General features: G+C 63.6%; 25 protein-coding genes. 17 read left to right on the forward strand and 8 right to left on the reverse strand.

Annotated features, from left to right (window positions below):
* Both QF092_RS16460 and QF092_RS16465 read left to right on the forward strand, forming a co-directional pair.
* Complete coding sequence (locus QF092_RS16460) at positions 1-594, forward strand: (d)CMP kinase (protein WP_281470072.1); 594 nt, start codon at positions 1-3, stop codon at positions 592-594.
* Positions 591-1,367: an SDR family NAD(P)-dependent oxidoreductase gene (locus QF092_RS16465; protein ID WP_281465566.1), complete on the forward strand. Its 777-nt coding sequence runs from the start codon at positions 591-593 to the stop codon at positions 1,365-1,367. The genes QF092_RS16460 and QF092_RS16465 overlap by 4 nt, the downstream gene beginning before the upstream one ends.
* Positions 1,368-1,555: 188 nt before the next feature.
* Here the strand turns inward: QF092_RS16465 and QF092_RS16470 are convergent, their stop codons facing one another.
* Positions 1,556-2,479, reverse strand: a complete 924-nt coding sequence (locus tag QF092_RS16470) for a DMT family transporter (RefSeq protein WP_281465567.1) — start codon at positions 2,477-2,479, stop codon at positions 1,556-1,558.
* Positions 2,480-2,752: 273 nt separating this feature from the next.
* Positions 2,753-3,109, reverse strand: a complete 357-nt coding sequence (locus tag QF092_RS16475) for a DUF6614 family protein (RefSeq protein WP_281465569.1) — start codon at positions 3,107-3,109, stop codon at positions 2,753-2,755.
* 327 nt (positions 3,110-3,436) lie between these two features.
* On the opposite strand from QF092_RS16475, the gene rpsA reads away from it, so the two are divergent.
* The 4 genes from rpsA (at position 3,437) to QF092_RS16495 (ending at position 6,704) form a co-directional block, all read left to right on the forward strand.
* Positions 3,437-5,116 (forward strand): 30S ribosomal protein S1, encoded by a 1,680-nt coding sequence (rpsA, locus tag QF092_RS16480; RefSeq protein WP_281470073.1) that lies wholly within the window; start codon positions 3,437-3,439, stop codon positions 5,114-5,116.
* A gap of 230 nt (positions 5,117-5,346) precedes the next feature.
* Positions 5,347-5,631, forward strand: a complete 285-nt coding sequence (ihfB, locus tag QF092_RS16485) for an integration host factor subunit beta (RefSeq protein ID WP_281465572.1) — start codon at positions 5,347-5,349, stop codon at positions 5,629-5,631.
* 71 nt (positions 5,632-5,702) lie between these two features.
* The gene (locus QF092_RS16490; RefSeq protein ID WP_281465574.1) at positions 5,703-6,062 is read left to right on the forward strand and encodes a lipopolysaccharide assembly protein LapA domain-containing protein; all 360 of its coding nucleotides are present in this window, start codon (positions 5,703-5,705) and stop codon (positions 6,060-6,062) included.
* 3 nt (positions 6,063-6,065) lie between these two features.
* Positions 6,066-6,704 (forward strand): phosphoribosylanthranilate isomerase, encoded by a 639-nt coding sequence (locus tag QF092_RS16495; RefSeq protein WP_281465576.1) that lies wholly within the window; start codon positions 6,066-6,068, stop codon positions 6,702-6,704.
* Positions 6,705-6,743: 39 nt separating this feature from the next.
* Here QF092_RS16495 and QF092_RS16500 read toward each other — a convergent pair whose 3' ends face one another.
* On the reverse strand, positions 6,744-7,523 hold the full coding sequence (locus tag QF092_RS16500) for a DUF4394 domain-containing protein (RefSeq protein ID WP_281465578.1): 780 nt from the start codon (positions 7,521-7,523) through the stop codon (positions 6,744-6,746).
* 249 nt (positions 7,524-7,772) lie between these two features.
* On the opposite strand from QF092_RS16500, the gene trpB reads away from it, so the two are divergent.
* The 4 genes from trpB (at position 7,773) to QF092_RS16520 (ending at position 10,890) form a co-directional block, all read left to right on the forward strand.
* On the forward strand, positions 7,773-9,005 hold the full coding sequence (gene trpB, locus QF092_RS16505) for a tryptophan synthase subunit beta (protein WP_281465580.1): 1,233 nt from the start codon (positions 7,773-7,775) through the stop codon (positions 9,003-9,005).
* A 324-nt stretch (positions 9,006-9,329) separates the two neighbouring features.
* On the forward strand, positions 9,330-9,815 hold the full coding sequence (locus QF092_RS16510) for a hypothetical protein (protein ID WP_281465582.1): 486 nt from the start codon (positions 9,330-9,332) through the stop codon (positions 9,813-9,815).
* A gap of 109 nt (positions 9,816-9,924) precedes the next feature.
* Entirely contained in the window at positions 9,925-10,350 is a 426-nt protein-coding gene (locus QF092_RS16515) for a hypothetical protein (RefSeq protein WP_281465584.1), read from the forward strand.
* 24 nt (positions 10,351-10,374) lie between these two features.
* Complete coding sequence (locus QF092_RS16520; RefSeq protein ID WP_281465585.1) at positions 10,375-10,890, forward strand: helix-turn-helix transcriptional regulator; 516 nt, start codon at positions 10,375-10,377, stop codon at positions 10,888-10,890.
* Between the two features lie 6 nt (positions 10,891-10,896).
* Here the strand turns inward: QF092_RS16520 and QF092_RS16525 are convergent, their stop codons facing one another.
* On the reverse strand, positions 10,897-11,289 hold the full coding sequence (locus tag QF092_RS16525) for a DUF2237 family protein (protein ID WP_281465587.1): 393 nt from the start codon (positions 11,287-11,289) through the stop codon (positions 10,897-10,899).
* A gap of 265 nt (positions 11,290-11,554) precedes the next feature.
* On the opposite strand from QF092_RS16525, the gene ileS reads away from it, so the two are divergent.
* From ileS to QF092_RS16540, 3 genes are all read left to right on the forward strand, one after another.
* Positions 11,555-14,470, forward strand: coding sequence for an isoleucine--tRNA ligase (ileS, locus tag QF092_RS16530; RefSeq protein WP_281465589.1), 2,916 nt, complete (start codon positions 11,555-11,557; stop codon positions 14,468-14,470).
* Positions 14,454-14,690: a DUF3253 domain-containing protein gene (locus tag QF092_RS16535; RefSeq protein WP_281465591.1), complete on the forward strand. Its 237-nt coding sequence runs from the start codon at positions 14,454-14,456 to the stop codon at positions 14,688-14,690. The genes ileS and QF092_RS16535 overlap by 17 nt, the downstream gene beginning before the upstream one ends.
* A gap of 137 nt (positions 14,691-14,827) precedes the next feature.
* Positions 14,828-15,664 carry an EamA family transporter gene (locus tag QF092_RS16540; protein ID WP_281465593.1) on the forward strand — a complete coding sequence of 279 codons (837 nt, stop codon included), beginning with the start codon at positions 14,828-14,830 and terminating at the stop codon, positions 15,662-15,664.
* Between the two features lie 40 nt (positions 15,665-15,704).
* On the opposite strand, the gene QF092_RS16545 is transcribed toward QF092_RS16540, so the two are convergent.
* The 4 genes from QF092_RS16545 to fsa are packed head-to-tail and all read right to left on the reverse strand — an operon-like array spanning position 15,705 to position 18,791.
* Positions 15,705-16,412 (reverse strand): CDP-alcohol phosphatidyltransferase family protein, encoded by a 708-nt coding sequence (locus QF092_RS16545; RefSeq protein ID WP_281465595.1) that lies wholly within the window; start codon positions 16,410-16,412, stop codon positions 15,705-15,707.
* Between the two features lie 41 nt (positions 16,413-16,453).
* Positions 16,454-17,389: a tyrosine recombinase XerC gene (locus QF092_RS16550; protein WP_281465598.1), complete on the reverse strand. Its 936-nt coding sequence runs from the start codon at positions 17,387-17,389 to the stop codon at positions 16,454-16,456.
* The gene (locus QF092_RS16555) at positions 17,386-18,081 is read right to left on the reverse strand and encodes a DUF484 family protein (RefSeq protein ID WP_281465600.1); all 696 of its coding nucleotides are present in this window, start codon (positions 18,079-18,081) and stop codon (positions 17,386-17,388) included. Before QF092_RS16555 ends, QF092_RS16550 begins: the two co-directional genes overlap by 4 nt.
* A 56-nt stretch (positions 18,082-18,137) precedes the next feature.
* Entirely contained in the window at positions 18,138-18,791 is a 654-nt protein-coding gene (gene fsa / locus QF092_RS16560; protein WP_281465602.1) for a fructose-6-phosphate aldolase, read from the reverse strand.
* A gap of 114 nt (positions 18,792-18,905) precedes the next feature.
* Here fsa and QF092_RS16565 point away from each other — a divergent pair, with 114 nt between their 5' ends.
* From QF092_RS16565 to msrA, 4 genes are all read left to right on the forward strand, one after another.
* The gene (locus QF092_RS16565; RefSeq protein ID WP_281465604.1) at positions 18,906-21,098 is read left to right on the forward strand and encodes a primosomal protein N'; all 2,193 of its coding nucleotides are present in this window, start codon (positions 18,906-18,908) and stop codon (positions 21,096-21,098) included.
* Between the two features lie 249 nt (positions 21,099-21,347).
* Positions 21,348-21,872 carry a hypothetical protein gene (locus QF092_RS16570; RefSeq protein ID WP_281465606.1) on the forward strand — a complete coding sequence of 175 codons (525 nt, stop codon included), beginning with the start codon at positions 21,348-21,350 and terminating at the stop codon, positions 21,870-21,872.
* Between the two features lie 76 nt (positions 21,873-21,948).
* A complete protein-coding gene (locus QF092_RS16575; RefSeq protein WP_281470075.1) occupies positions 21,949-23,187 on the forward strand; it encodes an MFS transporter in 1,239 nt (412 codons plus the stop codon).
* A gap of 97 nt (positions 23,188-23,284) precedes the next feature.
* Positions 23,285-23,935, forward strand: coding sequence for a peptide-methionine (S)-S-oxide reductase MsrA (gene msrA / locus QF092_RS16580; RefSeq protein WP_281465608.1), 651 nt, complete (start codon positions 23,285-23,287; stop codon positions 23,933-23,935).
* The last annotated feature ends 23 nt before the right edge of the window (positions 23,936-23,958 follow it).

Below are 23,958 nucleotides of genomic sequence, written 5' to 3' on the forward strand. Positions count from 1 at the left end.
GTGATCTTCACGGTGGCAATTGACGGGCCTGCTGCGGCGGGCAAGGGCACGATCGGGCGGGCCGTCGCGGCGCGGTTCGGGTTTCGGCATCTGGATACCGGGCTTTTGTATCGCGCAGTGGGGGCCAAGGGGGGGGACCCCGTGGCTGCGGCTGTCGGCTTGGTGCCGGGTGATCTGGAACAGGACGGGTTGCGGTCGTTGGCGGCGGGGCAGGCGGCATCCAAAGTGGCGGTGATCCCGGAGGTGCGGGCGGCTCTGGTCGCGTTTCAGCGGCGCTTTGCACGAGCCGACGGAGGCGCTGTGCTGGATGGGCGGGACATCGGAACGGTGATCTGCCCGGAGGCGGAGGTGAAGCTGTACGTCACCGCGTCAGCCGAGGTGCGCGCCCATAGGCGGTGGTTGGAAGTGGGCGGAGATCAATCCGTTGTGTTGGCCGAGGTGCGCGAGCGGGATGCGCGTGACATGGGGCGGACGGATGCGCCGCTTAGGGCGGCGGCGGATGCGGTGGTGCTGGATACCAGTGAGATGACAGTGGAGGCGGCGGTGGCGCGGGCCATCGCGGTGGTGGAACAGGCCATGGAGGGGCGGGGATGACAGGGATGCACTTGCCGGAGTTGAAGGGGAAGGCTGTTCTCATCACGGGGGCCTCGACCGGTATCGGGGCGGCGCTGGCGCGGGCCTTTGCGGCGCAGGGCGCGCGGGTGGGCCTGCATTACAACGCATCGGAAGAAGCTGCAAAAGCAGTGGCTTATGAGATCGAGGCCGCGGGTGGCGAGGCGGTTCTGATCCGCGCCGACGTATCGACCGGGGCCGGAGCGCGGGCGGCGGTTGAGGGGGCCTTGGCGGCCTTCGGGCGTCTGGATGGGTTGATCAACAATGCCGGCGGAATGGTGCGGCGGGTGGCTTACGCCGATGTTTCTGAAGCGGATTATGATGAGATCATGGACCTGAACGCGCGGTCCGTCGTGGTGGCGTCACAGGCTGCTGTTGCGCCGTTGAAGGCGGCGGGGGGCGGGTTCATCATCAATACGACGAGTGTGGCGGCACGAAATGGGGCATCGGGCGGGGCGGGGCTTTACGGATCGTCCAAGGCATTTGTCCATAACGTGACGCGCGGGATGGCCAAAGAGTTGATTCCCTTTGGAATTCGCGTGAATGCCGTGGCGCCGGGGGTGATCACCACGCCGTTTCACGAACGCTATTCGACCGAAGCCCAGTTGCAGGCGCAGCTGGCCACGATCCCGGCAGGGCGGCTTGGCACGGCAGAGGATTGCGTGGGGGCCTATCTGTTTCTGGCTTGCGCCTCGCTGTCAGGATACATCCTGGGCCAAGTGATCGAGGTGAATGGCGGGCAGTTGATGCCCTGACGGGTTGGCGTTAAGCTTCTGTCCTGAAAGCAAAAAAGGGCGGAAGGGCCGTCATCGACTGTGCCCTGTTTTGTGCCGGATTTTGTGCAGCAAAGTGTACATACAAATTTCGGCAGGGCGACGACGGGATTCTTGGTTAAGGGTGCGTGGTTGCACAGACGGCCGTCTGTTCGGCTTGGCCTTGCCGATCATGGGCTTTCCGATCCTGTCTGGTGACCGCTGCGGGTGATGGCCCGCCAGAGCCGCCCGTCGATGGTCGCGAGCCCCAGGCCGATCAGGGCCATGCCTGCGAGGTGGCGGGGAAGCAGTATCTCATCAAGGAAGAGCGTTCCGAGGAGGATCGCGCTGACCGGGATCAGGAATGTCACGAGGAGGAGGTTGGTGGCCCCCGCCGTAGCAAGGATGCGGAAATAGATCACATAGGCGAGGGCCGTCGACAGGGCGGCGGCACCCAGCAGCGCGGCGATGGCTTGGACGCTGGGCATTGAAAGGGTCCATGGCCGATCCAGCAAAAGGACGAGGGGCAGCAGGATCAAGCTGGAGGCGATGACCTGTCCGGTGGCCGTGGCCATCGGCGTGATGCCGAGGGCGCGGAACCTGCGGCCGTATATCCCCGCGAAGGCATAGGAGAGGGCGGCGGCGAGGCAGAGCAGCTGGGCCAGAACCGCCGTTCCCAGATCGGTGAGGGCGTCCAGCCCGATCATCACCGCAACCCCAGCAAAGCCGATGAACACGCCGGTGACCTTGGCGGGCGCGGCGCGTTCGTCGCGGGTGAGCAGGTGCGCAAGCAGGACGGTGAAAAGTGGGGTGGAGGCGTTCAGGATCGAGGCTACGCCCGAGGCGATGTGCTGCTGGCCCCAGACGATCAACGAGAAGGGGATCGCGTTGTTCAGAAGGCCCATGGTGAAGAAGGCGGACCAGATGCCGGGGGCTTTGGGGAGCGGGTCATGCCTGAGGCGCAGGAGGGTGAGGAGGATGAGGGCGGCAAGCGCCACCCGTGCCAGCACCACGGTGAAGACAGGGAGTTCGCGCACCGCGATGCCGTTGAAGAAGAAAGACCCGCCCCAGAGGGTGGCGAGGGAGAGGAGGAGTGTCCATTCAAGGGGGGACATCTGGTGCGAGGTCTTGGCATGGGAGGACAGTGGCGGTGGCATGGGTGATCCTTGGCGCAGGAGGTTGACACCGAGGGTGGCATGTGGGGATGGGCGCGCGCGACCCGATCCTTGCGCTTTTGAGGGGGGCGGGTTAACCCCGTCTTAGCGGGGGGGCTGTCTTGGACGCTGGGGCTGATCCGGGGGCGGAGGGGCCCGGGGGGAGAGGGAGGTCCCGGCGCGGGGGCCGGGACGGGAGACGGAAGTCGGGGGGCGGGGGCGTTCTCGTGCCCGTCAGATCAGTGCGATGCGTTCGCGTTGCGCGGGGTCGGGATAGGGGCGGTAGAGGCCGATTTCGACGGTGGCGATCATGGCATGCATCTTTTCGTAAAGCTCCACCGCGTCGGCATCGGCTTCGGCCAGCGCGGTGAAGGCGTCGTCGAGTGCGGCGAGGCCCTTGATTTCAATCTCGAGCACGAAATCGGTGTGGCGGCCGGAAGCGAGGCCGAATTTGCGGCGCATCAGACGCCAGCCGGAAACAAGGTCGTGGCGCGTCAGATGGTCGAGCCAGAGGCCCGTCGCATGAGCGAAAGAGAGGGCGCGGGCCTCTGTCCGCAATTCGATGAGGCAGTGGTAAACGTTCACGGTCATCCTCCCTCTGGGCCGCGAGTCCGGTTCGCGTGGCGCGGCACATGATGCGGAGCTAAAGCCTAGCTTTCTCTTAATACGACCGGAGGCGGTTTTGCGTTAGGATGGGTGGGGGCGGCGAGGTTGAACCCTACCCTAGGGACCATGGCGGGCGATGGGACGCTTCGCGCTTGTTTTCTTGCCCCCGAGCGACTATAGGCCCCCCATCCTGACGGCAGAGTCGCGGCTCCCTGGATTTTCCGGGCATTGCGGGCTTTTCGGGACGGACCAGCGAAAGACCGGCGGAGACAACCGCTTGGCCAGAAAACCATGACAAAGGACGAACTGCATATGTGCGCGAAAAACGCTATGGAAGAATTTGAAGCCCTTCTGAAGGAGAGCTTCGAGATTGACACCCCCGAAGAGGGAACGGTTGTCAAAGGCAAGGTCATCGCCATCGAGGCGGGCCAGGCCATCGTCGATGTGGGCTACAAGATGGAAGGCCGCATCGATCTGAAGGAATTCGCAAATCCCGGCGAACAGCCCAACATCAATGTGGGCGATGAGGTCGAGGTCTATCTGGACCGCGTGGAGAATGCCCGCGGTGAGGCTGTCATCAGCCGTGAGAAGGCCCGCCGCGAAGAAGCCTGGGATCGTCTGGAGAAGGCCTATGCCGCCGAGACCCGCGTCGAAGGCGCGATCTTCGGCCGCGTGAAGGGTGGCTTTACCGTCGATCTGGGCGGTGCCGTTGCCTTCCTGCCCGGTTCGCAGGTTGACGTGCGCCCCGTGCGCGATGCTGGCCCGCTGATGGGTATGAAGCAGCCGTTCCAAATCCTGAAGATGGACCGTCGCCGCGGCAATATCGTCGTGTCGCGTCGTGCTATCCTTGAGGAAAGCCGTGCGGAACAGCGCGCCGAGGTCATCTCGAACCTGACCGAAGGCCAGGTTGTGGATGGCGTGGTCAAGAACATCACCGAATACGGTGCCTTCGTCGATCTGGGCGGCGTGGACGGTCTGCTGCACGTGACCGACATGGCATGGCGCCGTGTGAACCACCCGTCCGAGATCCTGTCGATCGGCGAGACGGTGAAGGTTCAGGTCATCAAGATCAACAAGGACACGCACCGCATCAGCCTTGGCATGAAGCAGCTGCAGGCCGATCCGTGGGATGCCGTGGAACGCGCCTATCCGCTGGGTTCGGTGCATAAGGGCCGCGTGACCAACATCACCGATTACGGTGCATTTGTTGAACTGGAAGCCGGTGTCGAAGGTCTGGTCCATGTCTCGGAAATGAGCTGGACCAAGAAGAACGTGCATCCCGGCAAGATCGTTTCCACCTCGCAGGAAGTGGATGTCATGGTGCTGGAGATCGACAGCGCCAAGCGCCGCGTGTCGCTGGGCCTGAAGCAGACGATGCGCAATCCGTGGGAAGTGTTCGCGGAATCGCACCCGGTTGGGTCGACCATCGAAGGCGAAGTCAAGAACATCACCGAATTCGGTCTGTTCGTCGGCCTCGACAACGATATCGACGGCATGGTGCACCTGTCGGACCTGTCCTGGGATCAGCGCGGCGAGGACGCCATCCAGAACTACCGCAAGGGCGACGTGGTCAAGGCCGCGGTCACCGAGGTGGATGTGGAGAAAGAGCGTATCTCGCTGTCGATCAAGGCACTGGGCGACGATTCGTTCACCGATGCGGTGGATGGCGTGAAGCGTGGGTCGGTGATCACCGTGGCGGTGACGGCGATCGAGGAAGGCGGGATCGAGGTGGAGTATAACGGCGCCAAGTCGTTCATCCGTCGTTCGGACCTGTCGCGTGATCGTGCCGACCAGCGCCCCGAGCGTTTCCAGGTGGGCGACCATGTGGACGTGCGCGTGACCAATATCGACCCGAAGACCCGCCGTCTGGGCCTGTCGATCAAGGCGCGCGAGATCGCCGAAGAGAAGGAAGCCGTGGAACAGTACGGTTCGTCCGATTCGGGCGCGTCGCTGGGGGATATCCTTGGCGCAGCGCTGAAGGGCGGCAACTGATCCGATCCTTCCGGAAGGACGTGAGGAAGGCCCCGCAACCGCGGGGCCTTTTTCGTTTGCGCAACTTTTGGGTGAATTGTGGGGGGGCCTCGGGGCCGCAAGTGAAGGCGGAATGCCGGAAAAGGTTGTCCTTTTCATTGTGCGACGGGTTTTTTTGCCTATAGTCCAAGGCAAACAAGGACGTGGCGACCGATGGCGGCAGGCCTGCGGCGACCACAGGGGGGACATGGATGATCCGATCGGAACTGATCCAGAAGATCGCGGATGAAAACCCGCACCTCACGCAGCGGCATGTGGAGCGGATCGTGAATACCGTCTTTGACGAGATCATCGAGGCGCTGGCCAAGGGTGATAGGGTGGAGTTGAGGGGCTTTGGCGCCTTCTCCGTGAAATCGCGCGATGCCCGGGTCGGGCGCAATCCGCGGACCGGGGAATCGGTCAAGGTCGAGGATAAGAAGGTTCCCTTCTTCAAGACCGGCAAATTGCTGCGGGATCGGCTGAACGGCAAGTCCTGAGCGCGGGCATGGCTTGCGCCGGGGCGCGCAGGGCGCGATAGTCAAGCGGCCTGCACCCGGAGGAGAGCCTGATGCTGCGTTACCTGCGCTATGCCCTGATTGCCGTGCTGATGGTCCTGTTGCTGACCGTCGGTCTGGCCAATCGCACGGTGGTTCCGGTGCGCTTTCTGCCCGAGGATGTGGCGGCGCTGTTCGGCGTGAGCTGGCAGATGGAGATGCCGCTTTTTCTGGTGATCCTGGGCGGCGTGGTGATCGGCGTGGTGATCGGGTTCACCTGGGAATGGCTGCGCGAGCATAAGCACCGCAAGGCGGCGAGCGTGCGGCGCAAGGAAGTGGCGCGGCTGGAGCGGGAACTGGCGGTGATGAAGGATTCCGCCAGCGTGCCGGGGGATGACGTGTTGGCCTTGATCGATCGGCGCAAGGCGGGCTGAGCCATGACGAATGTCCGGGTGAAGATCTGCGGTCTGCGGACCGTGGAGGATGTTGCCGCCGTAGCGGCCGCAGGGGCGGCCTATGCCGGGTTCAATTTCTTTGCCAAATCGCCGCGATACGTGACGGCGGAAGAGGCGCGAGCGCTGGCCCTGACTGCGCCGGAGGGGCTGTGCAAGGTGGCGCTGGTGGTGGATGCCGAGGATGCGCTGCTGGATGCGATCACGGCGGCGGTGCCGTTGGACATGCTGCAACTTCATGGCCATGAAACGCCCGCGCGGGTGGCCGAGGTCAAGGCGCGCTATGGGCTGCCAGTGATGAAGGTGATCGGCGTGGCGGGCGAGGCCGATCTGGCATCGCTGACGGAATATTCGCTGGTGTCGGATCAGATTCTGATCGATGCGAAGCCGCCGAAGGATGCGGTGCTGCCCGGCGGGAATGGGCTGACCTTTGACTGGCGTCTGCTGGTGGGGCGGAAATGGCTGCGGCCTTGGATGCTGGCCGGGGGATTGACCGCAGGCAATGTGGCCGAGGCGATCCGCCTGACGGGGGCGCGGCAGGTGGATGTGGCGTCAGGCGTGGAAAGCGCGCCGGGGGTGAAGGATGCCGCGCGCATCGCGGAATTCGTAAGGGCGGCGGGGTGAAGGCCCCCGGTCGGCTGACGCCGCGGGGGCCTTTGACGCTTACATCGCGGGCAGGACGGTGAGGTCGCGGATCGGCTGATCGCTGCCAGTGATGGGCATGGTGCCCGATACCATCCCGGTGGCGAGGTCGATCTGGTGCAACCCACCGAGTGCGGCGACATAGGCCGTGTTGGTGCCATCGGCGGTGGTGGCGATATCCATCGCGACGGGGCCCTCCAGCATGACACCAAGGCTGCCGATGGTGGCAAGGAGGCCGTCATTCGGCTTGGTCTGTTGCAAAAGCGCGTTCAGGCCCGCGTCGATGTCATACATCGCGGTTTTTTCCGGCTTGCCGAAGCTGTTGGAATAGGCGACCGCGACGACCATGGGCATGGACGCGGCATTGGCATCGGCGGCGTCGAAGTTCAGCGATCCATCCACGGTGACGGCCCCGGTTTCCATATCGACACGGTGATTGGTGGTGCCCGACATGAAGCGCAGCTTGTCGGCGGCGGGGTTCACATCGACGACCACGGCTGCACCTTCCGCGACGGGCAGCATCGTATCCATTTTGGCCTTTTCCGTCGTGGCACCGGTCATCGGGTCGATCTCGACGATCGTTTGGGTATCGGTCACGCCAATGACGGTGCCGGTATTCGGGCGGTAGTCGATGCCGAGAAGGCGGGTGACACCCCGCACCTCGACGTTGCCGGTGATGGCGGCGGTGGCGGTGTCGATCATAACGAGGGTGCGGTCGCCCGTCAGGCCGAGGGCGGTTTCGGCCTGTGCCGCACCGGTCGCGGCGGCGGCGAGCAGAAAGGTGGCAGTAAGGGTTTTCATGGTTTCGCTCCTGTCCATGGATTGCAACGGGCGAAGCTACGAAGGGGGGGGCGGGCAGGGTTTCAGCGGGGCTGTTCACGAAAGCGTCAGGACGGCATTAATGTTAACGCGCGGCGGGATGTTCATTCTCTCTCTTTGAATATCCTCAGCGGGTGAGGCGCGGCGCGAGGAGGGGGGGGCGAAGGCCCCCCTTTCCCCGGCGGGCCAAGGGCGCTACATCGGGGCGCAAGAAAACGGGGAGTGGCGACAATGGCCGAGGACGGGATCAACAGCTTCATGACCGGGCCGGATGAGGCCGGGCGGTTTGGCATCTTTGGCGGGCGGTTCGTGTCCGAGACGCTGATGCCGCTGATCCTGGAGCTGGAAGAGCGGTATAATTTCGCCAAGACGGACCCGACCTTCTGGGCCGAAATGGACGATCTGTGGAAGCATTACGTGGGCCGTCCCTCGCCCCTCTATTTCGCGGAACGGATGACCACGCATCTGGGCGGCGCGAAAATCTATATGAAGCGCGACGAGTTGAACCATACGGGCGCGCATAAGATCAACAATGTGCTGGGGCAGATCATCCTTGCCCGCCGCATGGGCAAGACGCGGATCATCGCAGAAACCGGCGCGGGGCAGCATGGGGTGGCGACGGCCACGGTTTGCGCGAAGTTTGGGTTGAAATGTGTGGTCTATATGGGCGCACATGATGTGGAGCGGCAGGCGCCGAACGTGTTCCGCATGAAGCTTTTGGGGGCGGAGGTGATCCCCGTCACGAGCGGGCGCGGCACGTTGAAGGATGCGATGAACGATGCGCTGCGCGATTGGGTGACCAATGTGCGCGACACTTTCTATTGCATCGGCACGGTGGCTGGGCCGCATCCCTATCCGGCCATGGTGCGCGACTTCCAATCGATCATCGGGAAGGAAGTGCGCTGGCAATTGGCGGAAGCCGAGGGCGAAGGGCGGTTGCCGGATACGGTGATCGCGGCCATTGGCGGCGGGTCGAATGCGATGGGGCTGTTCTATCCTTTCCTTGACGATCCGGAGGTCGGGATTATCGGCGTCGAGGCGGGCGGCAAGGGCGTGGATGACCGGATGCAGCATTGCGCGTCGCTGACGGGCGGGCGTCCGGGGGTTCTGCATGGGAATCGCACCTATCTGCTTCAGGATCTGGATGGGCAGATCCTTGAGGGATTTTCGATCAGCGCGGGGCTGGATTATCCGGGGATCGGGCCCGAACATGCCTGGCTGCATGACACGGGCCGCGCGAAATATGTGAGCATCACGGATGCGGAGGCGCTGGAGGCGTTCCAGCTGTGCTGCAAGCTGGAGGGGATCATCCCGGCGCTGGAGCCTTCGCACGCCTTGGCGCATGTGATGAAAATCGCGCCGGAATTGCCGCGCGACCATATCATCGTGATGAACATGTGCGGGCGGGGGGATAAGGACATCTTTACCGTGGCCAAGCATCTGGGCGTGGATATGAAGGTCTGAGCCTGACATTCGGGTCCGGACGGCCTGATAAAGGATGAAAAACCCCGGTGCTGCGGCGCCGGGGTTTTCTTTTGGGGCTACAAGATGCTGTGGTGATTGTCCTCTTGGCCGCCACATTTCGTCGCGCGGGGCGTAAATTTCCGTAAACTTGCGTTTAGCACGGCGATCATTGACGAATTTTCGCGTCCTAAACCTTGGTTAAATTCACTCTACCAAAGGATAGGCGCATGACGGCACCATCGGGGGTTGCCCTGATTGCTGCATCTGGGCTGGCGGGACTCTGGGGAGATGGCCCCGGTCAGCCCCAAACAAGGAACGTAGGACATGGAAACGAAATCCCGTTTGCTGACGCTGGCCGCTGCTGCGGTGTTGGCCGGAACCACGAGCATGGCACAGGCGCAGGACACTGGCATGTCGCCGGACCCCGCACCGATGACTCCTGCAGCGCCGGCAATCGATTTGAGCTTTCTTGGATCGCTGTTTGGCGGGGATACGAAGCCGTCGCGCGACGATGTGGAGGCGGCGCTGCTGGCGAATGACCTGACGCTGACTCGGCTTTATGTCGGAAACAACGGCAATGTGCGCCTGCGGGCAGTGACCGAAGATGGCCAGCGCATCCGGGTGCGGATCGAAGGGGATCAGGTGCGCTATCGCATCCGCCCGGCATCGGATTCGTCGGATACCTCTGATTCGAATGGCGACACGTCGGATAGCAATGGCGGCTCGACCGGAAGCTCGGACGCGAATGGCAATACTTCGGGTGGCGGCAATGGTGGTCGTTCCGGCAACGGTGGCGGCAGCAACGACTGATCGTCGCTGCGTTGAGGACAATTCAAAGCGTCCCGGCCTTGCCGGGGCGCTGTTTGTGTAAGATAACTTAATCACCGCTTGACGCGGTTTTGCCCTAGAGGGGGTAAAGATGATGGGACGGAAAAAGTTTGTTGGGGCGCTCGTTGTTGGCGCTATGAGCGCTGCGCCTGCGATGGCGGATGTGTATTCGGAGCGGATTGTCCAGCAACTGGAAGCGCAGGGCTTCAGAAGCATCTCGACCGAGCGGACTTGGCTGGGGCGGACGCGGATCACAGCCGAAGGCCGTGATGGGCAGCGCGAGATCATTGTGAACCCCAATACTGGCGAAATCTTGCGCGATTTGCTGTTGACCGGAAATGGCGGTGGCAGCGGCAGGAGTGGCCTTGTTAATGTTTCACAAGATGACGATGACGATGACGACGACAATGGCGGCAAGAGCAGCAGCAACGGCGACAAGTCTAATGATCGCAGCGGGTCGGGGCGTGACCGCAATGGTGGCGATTCCGGTGGCAGCAACGGCGGCGATTCTGACTGAGCCTAGGGAAGGGCAGGGGATGTCGTGACGAGCAGATGGGTCATTCTGGCGGTTCTGCTCGTTCAGTTTCTCTGCACGATCTTTTTCGTATCTGACATTCTGTCGTCAATTTTTGGCATCTATACGCGCCCTCTGCCGTGGGAAGTGCGCGAGTTGATGGAGATCGGGTCGGCGATCGGGCTTATCCTTGGGCTTGTCGTGGGCACGCTGATGCTGCGGCGCACGATCAAGGAACGCAACGAGGCGCAGGAGAAGCTGCGCCGTGCCTCGGGTGCCTTCATGGATTTGTTGGAAGAGCGGTTCGTGGAATGGGCGCTGACCCCGGCAGAGCGGGATGTGGCGCTGTTTGCCATCAAGGGCATGACGACGTCTGAAATTGCCACGCTTCGCGCCACGTCGGAAGGCACGGTAAAGGCGCAGACGAATGCCATCTACCGCAAGGCGGGGGTGAGCGGGCGGCCACAACTTCTTTCGCTGTTCATCGACGATCTGATGCGGGACGATGTGACCGATCAGATCCGGCCGAAATCGGCGGCCTGAAGCGGGTCAGTCGGTTGGGCCTTCGGCGGGAAGGTCAACGGCGTAAAGCTTCAGGATCGAGAGCGGGACGATATCCAGCGTACGGATATGGGTTGCGGCTAGGCGCACTTGCGGGGCCGCGCCTTCGTCATGGGCCTGATGGAAGCGGGCGGCGCAGAGGCACCATTGATCCCCCGGTTTCAGCCCCGGAAAGGCGTATTCGGGGCGCGGGGTGGACAGGTCATTGCCGAGGTATTTCGACAGGGCAAGGAATTCTTCGGTCATCAGGGCGCATACGGTGTGGCGGCCTGTATCCATCGGCCCGGTATCACAGCAGCCATTTCGAAAAAAACCGGTCAGGGGCGCGTGGGAGCAATCTTCCAGCGGCTGGCCAAGGACGTTGAGCGAGGCTTCCTTCATCGGGCTTCCCTTTCCTTTGATGGGGAAGGTATCCCATGGGCGGCGGCTGTCCAGAGAATGACTGCAATGCTTGGGTTGGGTGCATTGCGCAGGCTGGACCATGGCAGGCGGGGCGACTATAACGCGCGCCATGAGAAGCCTTTTTGCGATAGGCGGGCGAATTATCGGCCCGGCGCGCTGATCCAGCCGCCGGGACTGCCTGCTGTTGCCGTTGCGGCGCCGGATGCGCCGCCTATCCCAAGCCTATCCCAGAGGACCGCCGCTGATGTGCGCCGAGACCACCGCCACGCCCGATTACCGTTCCACCGTCTTCCTGCCGGAAACCGAGTTCCCCATGCGCGCGGGCCTGCCGCAGCGCGAGCCCGAATGGCTGGCGCGGTGGGAGCGGATCGGAGTCTATGACCGCCTGCGCGAGAAGGAAGGGCGGGAGCCTTTCACCCTGCATGACGGCCCTCCTTACGCGAACGGGCATCTGCATATCGGGCATGCGCTGAACAAGGTGCTGAAGGATTTTATCGTCCGGTCGCAGCAGATGCTGGGCCGGGATGCGCGGTATGTGCCGGGCTGGGACTGCCACGGGTTGCCGATCGAATGGAAGATCGAGGAGCAGTATCGCGCCAAGGGGCTGAACAAGGATGACGTGGATGTGGTGGCCTTTCGGCAGGAATGCCGGAAGTTTGCCGAAGGCTGGATCGATGTGCAGCGCGAGGAATTCAAACGGCTGGGCGTGACGGGGAATTGGGCGGACCCGTATCTGACGATGGATTACCACGCCGAGGCGGTGATCGCGGATGAGTTCATGACCTTCCTGATGAACGGCACGCTTTATCAGGGGTCGAAGCCCGTGATGTGGTCGCCCGTGGAGAAAACCGCGCTGGCCGAAGCGGAGGTGGAGTATCACGACCATACCAGCCATCAGGTCTGGGTGAAGTTCCGGGTGCATACGGGCGATGCGCTTTTTACCAAGACGCCGACAGATGTGGTGATCTGGACCACCACGCCTTGGACCATCCCGCAGAACCGGGCGATCTGTTTCGGGCCGGAGATCAGCTATGGTCTTTACGAGATCATCGGGCGGCCTGCCGAGAGCAACGCCACCATCGGGCATCGCGTGCTGCTGGCCGACAAGCTGGCCGAGGCGGCTTTTGGGCAGGCCAAGCTGGGCGGGGCCGAATATGTGCGTCGGCTGTGCGATGTGTCGGCGGATGACCTTGGGGCGCTGGTCTGCGCGCATCCCTTCCGGGGGATCGAGGGTGGCGCGGGCGAGTGGGATTATGACGTGCCGCTGCTGCCGGGCGATCATGTGACGGATGATGCGGGCACGGGGTTTGTGCATACCGCACCGAGCCACGGGGATGACGACTATCAGATCGGGCTGAAATTCGGTCTGGCCATGACGTACAACGTGGAGCCGGACGGGTCCTATCGGGCCAATCTGCCGTTGTTCGGCGGGCAGCACATCATCCTTCCCGATGGGAAGGAGGGGCCTGCCAATGTGTCGATCATCAAGGCTTTGGCGGGGACGGGGACGCTGTTTGCCAAGGCGAAGCTGCGGCATTCCTATCCGCATTCGTGGCGGTCGAAGGCCCCGGTCATCTATCGCAACACGCCGCAGTGGTTTGTGTCAATCGACCGGGCGCTGGCGGATGGGATGGGCCAATATGGCGACACGATCCGCGAACGCGCGCTGACATCCATCGACAAGCTGGTGGAGTGGACGCCTGCGACCGGGCGCAATCGCCTGTATTCGATGATCGAGGCGCGGCCGGATTGGGTGTTGAGCCGTCAGCGCGCATGGGGCGTGCCGCTAACCTGTTTCGTGAAGAAGGGGGCACAGCCGACGGACCCGGATTTCCTACTGAAGAACCCGGAGGTGAATGCCCGCATCAAGGCAGCGTTTGAGGCCGAGGGCGCGGATGTCTGGTATGTGCCTGGGTTCAAGGACAAGGTTCTGGGCGGGATCGTGGACCCTGCAGCCTATGACCAAGTCTTTGACGTGCTGGATGTGTGGTTTGATTCCGGGTCGACACACGCCTTCGTGCTGCGTGACCGAAAGGACGGGACGGCGGACGGGATTGCCGACCTGTATCTGGAAGGCACCGACCAGCATCGCGGGTGGTTCCATTCGTCCATGCTGCAAGCCTGCGGCACCAAGGGGCGCGCGCCCTATCGGGGCGTGCTGACGCATGGCTTCACGCTGGACGAGAAGGGCATGAAAATGTCCAAGTCGCTGGGCAACACGGTCGCGCCGCAGGAGGTGATCGGGGAATACGGTGCCGATATTCTGCGCCTGTGGGTGGCGCAGTCGGATTACACGGTGGACCTGCGGATCGGGAAAGAGATCCTGAAGGGCGTGGCGGACAGCTATCGCCGTCTGCGCAACACGATGCGCTTCATGCTGGGGAACCTTGCCGGGTTCGACGAGGCCGAACGGGTAGCCATCGAAGAGATGCCAGAGCTGGAGCGGTGGGTGCTGCACCGTCTGGCGGAACTGGATGCCGAGGTGCGCGAGGGCTATGCCAAGTACGACTTCCAAGGTGTGTTCCAGAAGCTGTTTGCCTTCTGCACGACGGACCTATCGTCGATCTATTTCGACATTCGGAAGGACGCGCTTTACTGCGATGCGCCTCAGTCCTTGCGGCGTCGGGCGGCGCGGACGGTGCTGGACCTGATCTTCCATCGGCTGGTGACATGGCTGGCGCCGATCCTTGTCTTCACGATGGAGGATGTGTGGCTGTCGCGCTTCCCCGGTGAGGGGGAGTCGGTCCATCTGCGGGATATCCCCGAGACGCCTGCGGCATGGCTGAATCATCCGCTGGCGGTGAAATGGGACCGTATCCGTGCGGTGCGCCGTGTGGTGACGGGGGCCTTGGAGGTGCAGCGGGTGGCGAAGGTCATCGGTGCCTCGCTGGAAGCGGCACCTGTGGTGCATGTGGATGGGCCGACGGCAGCGCTGCTGGAGGGCGTGCCCTTTGCGGATGTCTGCATCACATCGGGGATTTCCGTGGTGACGGAGGCGGCACCGGAGGGGGCCTTCACGCTGGCCGAGGTGCCGGGTGTGGCGGTTGTTTTCCGTGGGGCGGATGGGGCGAAATGCGAACGCTGCTGGCAGGTCTTGCCGGATGTGGGGACGCATAAGCATCCGGGGACCTGCGCACGGTGCAATGACGCCCTCGGATGAGGTGATCGCGGCCCTGATGCTGGACCTTGCCCTGCGGCGGGGGCGGGGGAAGACCTTCTGCCCGTCGGACGTGGCGCGGGGGCTGGCCGCCGATTGGCGGCCCCTGATGGGGCGGGTGCGGATGGTTGCGGCATCGCATGCGGATATTGAGGCGGTGCAGAAGGGCGAACCGGTTGATCCGCTGACGGCGCGGGGGCCGATCCGGTTGCGACTGCGGTAGATGGGCCGGACGGCCCATCCTACGGCTTAAGCCGATAGGGGTAGGGTGGGGTTTCCCCCCACGGCCCTACCTTTCGGCCTTGCCGAAGCGCGTGGCGAGGTCTAGCCCTTTCGTAACGGTTCCATGACGGGTGCATCTTGACCCTTGGTGTCTTTCTGGCGGTGCTGGCCGCCGCCTTTCTGCATGCGCTGTGGAATGCGCTGATCAAGCTTGGCACGTCGAAGGCGGGGGGGATGGTGATCCTGTCCATCGCGGAGGTGCCGATTGGCCTGTCGGTTGCGCTGTTCCGGCCCTTTCCCGAGGCGGAGGTCTGGTGGTGGCTGATCGCGTCAGGCTGCACACATTTTTGCTATAAGTCCTTCCTCGTCTTTGCCTATGAGCGGGGGGATCTGTCGCGGGTTTATCCCATCGCGCGGGGGGCGGCGCCGATGGTGGTGGCGGTGGTGGGGGCGCTGACGCTGCCCGATGCGATATCCATGCAGGAATATCTGGGGGTGGTGGTGCTTGGCCTTGGCATCCTCTTGATGGCGCGGGGGGTGTTCACGCGGGGTGAGGATCGGCGGCTTTTGCCTTTCGCGCTGGGTTCAGCTTGCGCGACAGCGACCTATACGCTGATTGACGGGCTGGGGGCGCGGGTGTCGGGGGATGCGGTGGCCTATGTGGCCTGGGTCTTTGTGGTGGATGGCACGATCTTCACCACGGGCATGCTTTTGTGGAAGGGGTTGGACGTGATCCCGCGGCAGCGGAAGGCGTGGGGCGTGGCGACGGTGGCTTCGGCTGCGTCCTATGGGGCCTATGCGGTGTCGGTCTGGGCGATGACGGTGGCGCCTTTGGCGGTCGTGGCGGCGCTGCGCGAGACGTCGATCCTGTTTGCGGTGCTGATCGGCTGGCTGGCTTTTGGCGAGAAGATGGGGGTCGACAAGGCTGTGGCGGCGGTGGTGATCGTCGCGGGCGTGGTGATGACGCGGTTATGACGGGTGCTGCGGGGGGCGTGCACTGCACGCGCCGCCAGCATCAGGCCACGCGGTCGATGTTCCGATCGGGGATGAGTTGCTGCGCGATCCCGGCGAAAGTCAGGTAGAGCGAGGTTACCACCAGCCCCCAATGCGCCCAGCTTTGGGGGTAGAAATCCACCCATGCCGCCCAGCCTGCAAAGAAGACCCAAGCGAGCGCCATGGGCAGGGTCACCATGCGCCAGCGCGCGGTGCGCACGGGGTGAACGAATTTCAGGTTGGTGAACATGCCCACGGTCAGGGCGATGACGATCAGCAGGATGATCCACCATGCCGGATGCAGGGCGAAGAGGACCAGCACCACCATGTTCCAACAGGCGGGAAAGCCTGCAAAGGATTTGTCCTTTGTCTTCATCCGGGTGTCGGCGAAATAGACCACGGAGCCATAGACGATGGCGATGATGGCGAACCACCCTGTCCAGCCTGGCAGCAGCCCCGATTTGAACAGGGCATAGGCGGGAATGAAGACATAGGTCAGGTAATCCACGATCAGGTCCATCAGGACGCCGTCATAGGTGGGCCAGTTCTTCGTCACGTCATAGCGGCGCGCGAGGGGGCCGTCGATGCCATCGACCAGAAGGGCGACGACGAGCCAGAGGAACATCAAGCTCCACTGTTCCTCGACGGCGGCGAGCATGGCGAACATCGAAAGCACCGCGCCGGTCGCGGTGAGGAGGTGGACGCCGAGGGCCTTGAAACGCATATCCATCCCCCGGTTTGTACCGAAACCGCCCCCGGTTGCAATTCCTGTCAGGCCCGGGGATGCGCCTTTTCGTAGACTTCCATCAATCGTGATGCATCCACAGCCGTGTAGGCTTGTGTCGTGGAGAGCGAGGCATGGCCCAGAAGTTCCTGAATGGCGCGCAGGTCGCCGCCGGCGGAGAGAAGGTGGGTGGCAAAGCTGTGGCGGAGCGCGTGGGGGGTGGCGGTGGCGGGCAGGCCAAGCTGCATCCGCGCCTTTTCCATCACCAGCGCGATGAGGCGGGGATTGAGCGGGCCGCCGCGCGCGCCGCGGAAAAGGGGCTCGGTTGCCGTCAGGTCAAAGGGGCAGAGGCGGGCATAGCGGGCGACAGCGTCGCGGGCGGCGGGCAGGACGGGAACGAGGCGGGTCTTGCCGCCCTTGCCGGTGATGCGCAGGACATCGGGCAGGGGGTGGGAGGCACCGGTGAGGGAAAGCGCCTCGGAGATCCGCAGGCCGCATCCGTAGAGGAGGGTGACCACGGCGCTGTCGCGGGCGGCGATCCAGTCTTCTGAATGCTGGTCGCCCACCGCATCGAGCATGGCCTGTGCGCCGTCTTCGGAAAGGGGGCGTGGCAGTTTGCGTCGGTATTTCGGGCCACGGGCAGAGAGGGTGGTGGTGGCATCCTGCCCGTCGCGGTCGGCCAGCCATGCGGTGAAGTTCTTCACGGCAGACAGGGCGCGGGCGAGGGAGCGGGCCGAAAGACCGCGCGCGCGTTCATGTGCCATCCAGGCGCGCAGGTCGGTGAGGGGGAGGGTGGTGAGGTGGGCAGTGCCTTCTGCCCCGCCGCGATGGCGGGCGAGGAAGGCAAGGAAGCCTGACACATCACGGCCATAGGCGGTGAGGGTGTTTCCCGCCGCGCCGTCCAGCGCGCGCAGATGGGTCAGCCAGCGCGCAAGCGCGTCGCGCGCCTGTGGCGAAATCATGCCGTCGGGGAGGTCCGTCATTGCAGCCAGCGGCGCATGGTCCGTTCGAAAACCCCGGCGAAAAAGGCCAGAAGGTCGGTGCCATGCGTCGGTTTGAACTGATGCGGGTCTTCTGCGCCGAGGACGAGCATGCCGGGCAGGCGGCCGGTGCCGAAGTCGAGGCGCATCAGCGCCTCGGACCGGATCCAGCCGGAGCGTTCGCCATAAAGCGCGTCATTGTCGGGTTGCACCTGCCGCAGGACGACGGGGCGCATCGGCACGTTGCGTCCGCCTGCGAGGTAATCGGTGACGAAGCCCGGCTCGGCCACATAAAGCACATCGCCCAGCTTGCGCAGGAGGGCAGGGCTGTCTTCGGGTTGCACGCTTTCCAGAACGAGGCGGACGCAATCGACGCGCAGGGTGGCAGCGACATCCCCGGCCAGCGATTTCAGGAAATCCTCGAAGCTGAGAGGGTCGAGCATCTGGAGGATGGCGCGGTGAATCTGGTTGGTGCCCGCGAGGTTTTCATAGGCGGCAGCGATGACGGAACGGTGGGTGTCTTCCAGCCGTTCCAGCCGCGCCTCTAGTCGTTCCATCGCGATGCCGCGCAGATCGACGATATTCGACCCCATCGCGCGTTCATTTGCGGCGATGAGGGCGTTCATCACATCGCGGTCTTCAAGCAGAAGCTCCGGCTCCGCCAGAAGCCGGTCGCGCAGGTCTGGTTCGATCATTTGGTTCTACTGCCCGGTGTCGTTCTTGGTGATTTGCCGGGCAGTATAGCAGGCCGTCAAATGATTTTCTGCCCCGTTTTTGCCCAGTCCTTCATGAACTGGTCGAGCCCCTTGTCGGTAAGGACATGCGAGGCCATGCCCTTGATGACGGCGGGAGGCGCGGTCATCACGTCGGCGCCGATCAGGGCGCATTGGGTGACGTGGTTCGCGGTGCGGATGGAGGCGGCGAGGATCTGGGTCTCAAACCCGTAATTGTCATAGATTGTGCGGATGTCGCCGATCAGTTCCAGGCCGTCGAGGTTGATGTCATCGAGCCGCCCGATGAAGGGTGAGATGAAGGTCGCGCCCGCCTTGGCGGCAAGCAGCGCCTGATTGGCCGAGAAGCAGAGGGTGACGTTGACCATTTTGCCTTCGGAGGACAGGACCTTGCAGGTTTTCAGCCCGTCCCAAGTCAGCGGCACCTTGACGGCGATGTTCGGCGCGATCTCGGCCAGTTTACGGCCTTCTGCGATCATGTCATCGGCCTTGAGCGCCACCACTTCGGCCGAGACGGGACCTGAGACGATGGAGCAAATCTCGCGCGTTACTTCGATGATATCGCGGCCGGATTTCAGGATCAGCGAGGGGTTGGTGGTGACGCCATCGACCATGCCCAGATCGTTGAGTTCGGCGATGGCTTCGACATCGGCGGTATCCACAAAGAATTTCATCGGCGCGGTCCTTATGGGTTGCGAGGTTTTGGGGGCGGGTTTACCCCAAGAGGCCGCCGGGCGGAAGGGCCGGGCGTAGGTTGCTGCTATAAAAATGTATGGGGAATCTAACATTTGTATGATCGGACCTATCAGGCGGGTGATCTGGTCGGGGTTCTGACGACCGAGCCGCTTGGGCGCGTGCTGGATTATCGCGCGCCTGAGGGTGGCTGCGGGGATGGGGATTTCGTCGAGGTGCCGCTTGGGCCGCGCCGGGTGTTGGGTGTGGTTTGGGGCCGGGGACGGGGAGATTGGGACCCGGCGAAGGTGCGGGCGGTGGGGCGCGTTTTGGATGCGCCGCCGATGCGGGCGGAGTTGCGGGCTTTTCTGGGACGGGCGGCGGATTACACGCTGACGCCTTTGCCGCAGATGCTGCGCCTTGCGACGCGGGCACCGGGGTTGATGGAGGGGGCGGCGCTGCGGCGGGTTTACCGTCTGGGCGGCACGGTGCCCAATCAATTGACCGATGCGCGGCATCGCGTGGTGGAGGCGCTGCGGGCCTTTGGCGGTGCGCCGATGACACTGGGCGAGTTGGCGGAAGAAGCGGGTTGCGGAACCTCGGTCGTGAAGGGGTTGGTGAAGCTGGGGGTGGTGATCGAGGAAGAGGCCCCGCGCGATTTGCCCTTTCCGTTGTTGGACCCCAAAGGCGGGCCGGAATTGCAGGGGGATCAGGTCGCAGCGGCGGATGCCCTGATCGCGGCGGTGGCGGCGGGGGAGTATGCGACCACGCTGTTGAAGGGGGTGACCGGGTCGGGGAAGACCGAGGTCTATTTGGAGGCGGTGGCGGAATGTCTGCGCGCGGGGCGGCAGGCGCTGGTTCTGCTGCCTGAGATCGCGCTGACGGCAGAATTCCTGAAGCGGGTGGAGGCGCGGTTTGGCGCGCGGCCTGCGGAATGGCATTCAGGCGTGACGATGACCGAGCGGCGGCGGGTCTGGAAGATGGTGGCGACGGGGGGCGCGTCGGTGGTGGTGGGGGCGCGGTCCGCGCTGTTCCTGCCCTATCAGCGGCTGGGGCTGATCGTGGTCGATGAGGAGCATGATACCTCCTACAAGCAAGAGGAGGGGGTCCTTTACAACGCGCGAGATATGGCGGTGCTGCGGGCGTCCATTGTGGGCTGCCCGGTTATACTGGCCTCGGCCACGCCATCCTTGGAGACTTGGGCCAATGTGGAGGCGGGGAAATACGGGCGGCTGGATCTGTCGGCGCGGTTCGGGGCGGCCGAGATGCCGGACATGCGAGCCATCGACATGCGGGCCGAGAAGCTTCCTTCGGATCGGTGGCTGAGCGGGAAGCTCGCCGCCGAGGTCGCGGCGCGGGTGGCGGCGGGGGAGCAGGCGATGCTGTTCCTGAACCGGCGGGGCTATGCGCCGGTGACGCTGTGCCGGGCTTGCGGGCATCAGGTGGGCTGCGACCAATGCGACGCGCGGATGGTGGAGCATCGGTTCCAGAAGCGGCTGGTCTGCCATCAATGCGGGGCGACAAAGCCGGTGCCGGTGGTCTGCCCGGCGTGCGGGGTGGAGGGGCGGATGGCCGCCGTTGGGCCGGGGGTGGAGCGGCTGGCCGAAGAGGTGGCGGCACGGTTCCCGGAGGCGCGGGTGGCGGTGCTGTCATCGGATCTGTTCGGATCGGCGCGGGCCTTGAAGGCGCAGATCGAGGCGATTGCGGGGGGCGAGGCGGATATCATCATTGGCACGCAGATTGTGGCGAAGGGGCATAACTTTCCGCTGCTGACGCTGGTGGGGGTGATTGATGCGGACCTTGGCTTGCAGGGGTCGGACCTGCGGGCAGCGGAGCGGACGTTTCAGTTGATGCGGCAGGTGGCGGGGCGCGCGGGGCGGGTCGAGGGGCGCAAGGGCGTGGCGCTCTTGCAGACCCATCAGCCGGAGCATCCGGTGATACGGGCGATCCTTGGCGGGGATGAAGAGGCCTTCTGGAAGGCGGAGGCGGCCGAGCGGCGGGCGGCGGGGGTGCCGCCCTATGGCCGGATGGCTGGGGTTATCCTTTCCAGCCCGGATGTGGCGCAGGTCTTCGATTTTGCCGGCGCGTTGGCGCGCCGGGACGCGCCCTTGCGGGCGGTGGGGGCGCAGGTCTATGGGCCCGCGCCTGCACCCATCGCGCGGGTGCGGGGGCGGCATCGGGTGCGGCTGTTGGTGAAGGCCGAAAAGGGCGTGCCCCTGCAGGCGGCATTGGCGGAATGGGTGGGGCAGATGAAGCTGCCTGCCAATCTAAGGCTTGCGGTGGATATCGATCCGCAAAGCTTTTTGTAGGGGCTCATACCCTTTCTTGGGGTTTTGTTACGCCTTCGGCGCAAGATGTTGAAAAATCTTCGTTTCGCCACAAGGATCGGGTCATATGCCTTAATTTCTCCGACCTTTGTCTGTTCTTTTCGTGGAAGGAATCAGGCAGTGTGACGTTGTCCACAGGCCAAGCCCTTGACGGCAAAGCGATGGATCGGCGGGCTGAGACGCCGGAAGGGGCGATGCTCTGGATATGGGGTGTCGCAGGAGGAACAAAGAATGGGTCTGGCAAAGACCATCGGATCGCGAAGCGTTTTGGCCGGTGCCTTCGGAGCTGGCCTTTTGTGCATGGCGCAGAGCGCGGGCGCGGATGGCATCGAGGACATGCTCCTTCCGGGGAGCGTTGTGCCGGTTCAGCTTGCGGGCGAAGGCCGGGTGTTGACCGAGGATGAAGCGCAAAGAATGCTGGAATCCGAAGGGTTCGCGGTTGTCGAGACGAAGCGCACCCTGCTTGGCCGTATCCGCATCGTTGCGGAGGGGCCGCAGGGGCAGCGCGAGATCGTGCTGCATGCCGGTGATGGGCGGGTGATGCGCGATCTGTTCATCGAAGCCGACCGACCGGCCGCAGTGATCCGTCCGGCGGAACCCATCGCCGCCGAGGCCCCACCCAAGGATTTGGCGAGTGACGTCGTGGTCCCGCCTGATCCGGCCACTGCCGTGGGGACAGACGCACCGGCGGCGGCGCCGATCCCGCCGGAATCATCCCCAACCGATCCCCAGGACGTGTCAGGCGCGGCCCCCTGAGGCGTGGGTGGCAGAATGTCACCGGTACAAATTCGCACTGTCCTGAGGCCGTGCGAAGGCGTAAGGCCAAGGGATGATGCAACGGATCATGACCCTTGAGGAAGCAGAGCGGCTGCCGCGCTGGCGTCGGCCCGAGTCGCTGTTGTTTCTGATGGCCTTTGCGATGCCGGTGGCCTTTGCCACGTGGTCGGCCCTTTTGAACAACTTCGTCATCGAGGTGGCAGGCTTTTCCGGGGTGGAGATCGGCTGGCTGCATACGGTGCGCGAAATACCGGGGCTGCTGGCGGTGGGGGTGATCTTTCTGATCCTTTACCTGCGCGAGCAAGTGCTGGGCGTGGCGATGCTGGGGCTTTTGGGCGTGGCCTCGGCGGTGACGGCGTGGTTTCCGTCCTTTGGCGGGCTCTTGGCGGTGACGCTGCTGTCTTCAATCGGGTTTCACTATTACGAGACGGTGAATCAGTCGCTGCAATTGCAGTGGATCGAGAAGAAGCGCGCGCCGGAGGTTCTGGGGCGGATCGTGGCGGTGGGATCGGGGGCTTCGCTTCTGTCCTATGGCGCGCTGGTCCTGCTGTGGGAGCCACTTGGGCTGACCTATAACCTTGTCTATCTGGTGTCGGGCGGGATCACGGCGGGGATCGCGCTGTTCTGTTTCCTTGCCTATCCGCAGTTCGAAGGGCCCCATCCGCAGGTGAAGCGGATGGTCCTGCGGCGGCGCTATTGGCTGTTTTATGCGCTGCAATTCATGGCGGGCGCGCGGCGGCAGATCTTTGTCGTCTTTGCCGGGTTCATGATGGTGGAACGCTTCGGCATGAAAGTATCGGAGATGACGATGCTTTTGCTGGTGAATTATGTTTTGCAGATGGTGGCTGCCCCCGCGATGGGCCGCGCGCTGGGCCGGTTTGGCGAGCGGCGCGTGATGGTGTTTGAATATGTCGGGCTGACGCTGGTCTTTCTGGCCTATGGCGGGATCTATTGGTTCGGTTGGGGGCTGGTGATCGCAGGTGGGCTTTATATCCTTGACCAGATGTTCTTTGCCCTGTCCTTCGCGCTGAAGACCTATTTCCAAAAGATCGCCGATCCGGCCGATATTGCGCCGACAGCGGCGGTGGCCTTTACGATCAACCATATCGCGGCGGTCTTTCTGCCCGTGGCGATGGGGTATATGTGGGCAAAAAGCCCGGATTGGGTGTTCGTGATGGGCGCGGGGATGGCGATGGCTGCACTTGCGCTGGCGCTGATGATCCCGCGGCACCCGGAACCGGGATATGAGACGGTCTTCGGGTCCGTTGGGCCGAAAGCGGCGCCCGCGGAGTGAGGGGCCAAAAATCTTGTGAAGATTTTTTGCAAATTTCTTCGAAGAAATTTGGGGCACGCGATCCTATATTCGGAAGGCTGACGCAGGAGGGCCGCGCATGTTTCTTTTCGACCGCAAGAAGATGGAGATGGTAACGCCAGAGAAGGCGCTGCCGGGGCGGCAGGAGCCTTTGCCGACGGCGGAGACGCATTTTATTTCGGGCCTTCCCCTGAAATCCCCGGTGCCTGCGGGCATGGCAGAGGCCATGTTCGGTATGGGTTGTTTCTGGGGCGTGGAGCGGAAATTCTGGCAGCAGAAGGGCGTGTGGCTGACCATGGTGGGATATGCGGGCGGGTATACTCCGAACCCGACCTATCGCGAGACCTGCACGCAATTGACCGGGCATAACGAGGTTGTGCGGGTGATCTTTGACCCTGCTGTGGTTTCTTTTTCCGATCTCTTGCGGCTGTTCTGGGAAGGGCATGACCCGACGCAGGGCATGCGGCAGGGCAATGATGTGGGCTCGACCTATCGCAGCGGCATTTATTTCTATGATGAAGCGCAGGCGGCCTTGGCGCGCGAGACGAAGGCCGCCTATCAGGTGCGGCTGACGGCGGCGGGCTATGGCGCGATCACGACCGAGATCGTGCCTGCGCCGGTCTTCTATTTCGCGGAAGATTACCATCAGCAGTATCTGGCAAAGAATCCTAACGGTTATTGCGGCATCGGGGGGACCGGGGTAACTTGCCCCATCGGACTGACCGCCTAAGACGCGGCAGCGTTCTTGGGGGG

The organism is Fuscovulum ytuae, from assembly GCF_029953595.1.
GTDB classification, from domain to species: Bacteria; Pseudomonadota; Alphaproteobacteria; order Rhodobacterales; family Rhodobacteraceae; genus Paragemmobacter; species Paragemmobacter ytuae.

Coding starts and splice junctions, on each gene's coding strand:
- QF092_RS16465 (WP_281465566.1), top strand. CDS start 591: ATGACAGGGATGCACTTGCCGGAGTTGAAGGGGAAGGCTGTTCTCATC.
- QF092_RS16470 (WP_281465567.1), bottom strand. CDS start 2,479: ATGTCCCCCCTTGAATGGACACTCCTCCTCTCCCTCGCCACCCTCTGG.
- QF092_RS16475 (WP_281465569.1), bottom strand. CDS start 3,109: ATGACCGTGAACGTTTACCACTGCCTCATCGAATTGCGGACAGAGGCC.
- rpsA (WP_281470073.1), top strand. CDS start 3,437: ATGTGCGCGAAAAACGCTATGGAAGAATTTGAAGCCCTTCTGAAGGAG.
- ihfB (WP_281465572.1), top strand. CDS start 5,347: ATGATCCGATCGGAACTGATCCAGAAGATCGCGGATGAAAACCCGCAC.
- QF092_RS16490 (WP_281465574.1), top strand. CDS start 5,703: ATGCTGCGTTACCTGCGCTATGCCCTGATTGCCGTGCTGATGGTCCTG.
- QF092_RS16495 (WP_281465576.1), top strand. CDS start 6,066: ATGACGAATGTCCGGGTGAAGATCTGCGGTCTGCGGACCGTGGAGGAT.
- QF092_RS16500 (WP_281465578.1), bottom strand. CDS start 7,523: ATGAAAACCCTTACTGCCACCTTTCTGCTCGCCGCCGCCGCGACCGGT.
- trpB (WP_281465580.1), top strand. CDS start 7,773: ATGGCCGAGGACGGGATCAACAGCTTCATGACCGGGCCGGATGAGGCC.
- QF092_RS16510 (WP_281465582.1), top strand. CDS start 9,330: ATGGAAACGAAATCCCGTTTGCTGACGCTGGCCGCTGCTGCGGTGTTG.
- QF092_RS16515 (WP_281465584.1), top strand. CDS start 9,925: ATGATGGGACGGAAAAAGTTTGTTGGGGCGCTCGTTGTTGGCGCTATG.
- QF092_RS16525 (WP_281465587.1), bottom strand. CDS start 11,289: ATGAAGGAAGCCTCGCTCAACGTCCTTGGCCAGCCGCTGGAAGATTGC.
- ileS (WP_281465589.1), top strand. CDS start 11,555: ATGTGCGCCGAGACCACCGCCACGCCCGATTACCGTTCCACCGTCTTC.
- QF092_RS16535 (WP_281465591.1), top strand. CDS start 14,454: ATGACGCCCTCGGATGAGGTGATCGCGGCCCTGATGCTGGACCTTGCC.
- QF092_RS16545 (WP_281465595.1), bottom strand. CDS start 16,412: ATGGATATGCGTTTCAAGGCCCTCGGCGTCCACCTCCTCACCGCGACC.
- QF092_RS16550 (WP_281465598.1), bottom strand. CDS start 17,389: ATGACGGACCTCCCCGACGGCATGATTTCGCCACAGGCGCGCGACGCG.
- QF092_RS16555 (WP_281465600.1), bottom strand. CDS start 18,081: ATGATCGAACCAGACCTGCGCGACCGGCTTCTGGCGGAGCCGGAGCTT.
- fsa (WP_281465602.1), bottom strand. CDS start 18,791: ATGAAATTCTTTGTGGATACCGCCGATGTCGAAGCCATCGCCGAACTC.
- QF092_RS16570 (WP_281465606.1), top strand. CDS start 21,348: ATGGGTCTGGCAAAGACCATCGGATCGCGAAGCGTTTTGGCCGGTGCC.
- QF092_RS16575 (WP_281470075.1), top strand. CDS start 21,949: ATGCAACGGATCATGACCCTTGAGGAAGCAGAGCGGCTGCCGCGCTGG.
- msrA (WP_281465608.1), top strand. CDS start 23,285: ATGTTTCTTTTCGACCGCAAGAAGATGGAGATGGTAACGCCAGAGAAG.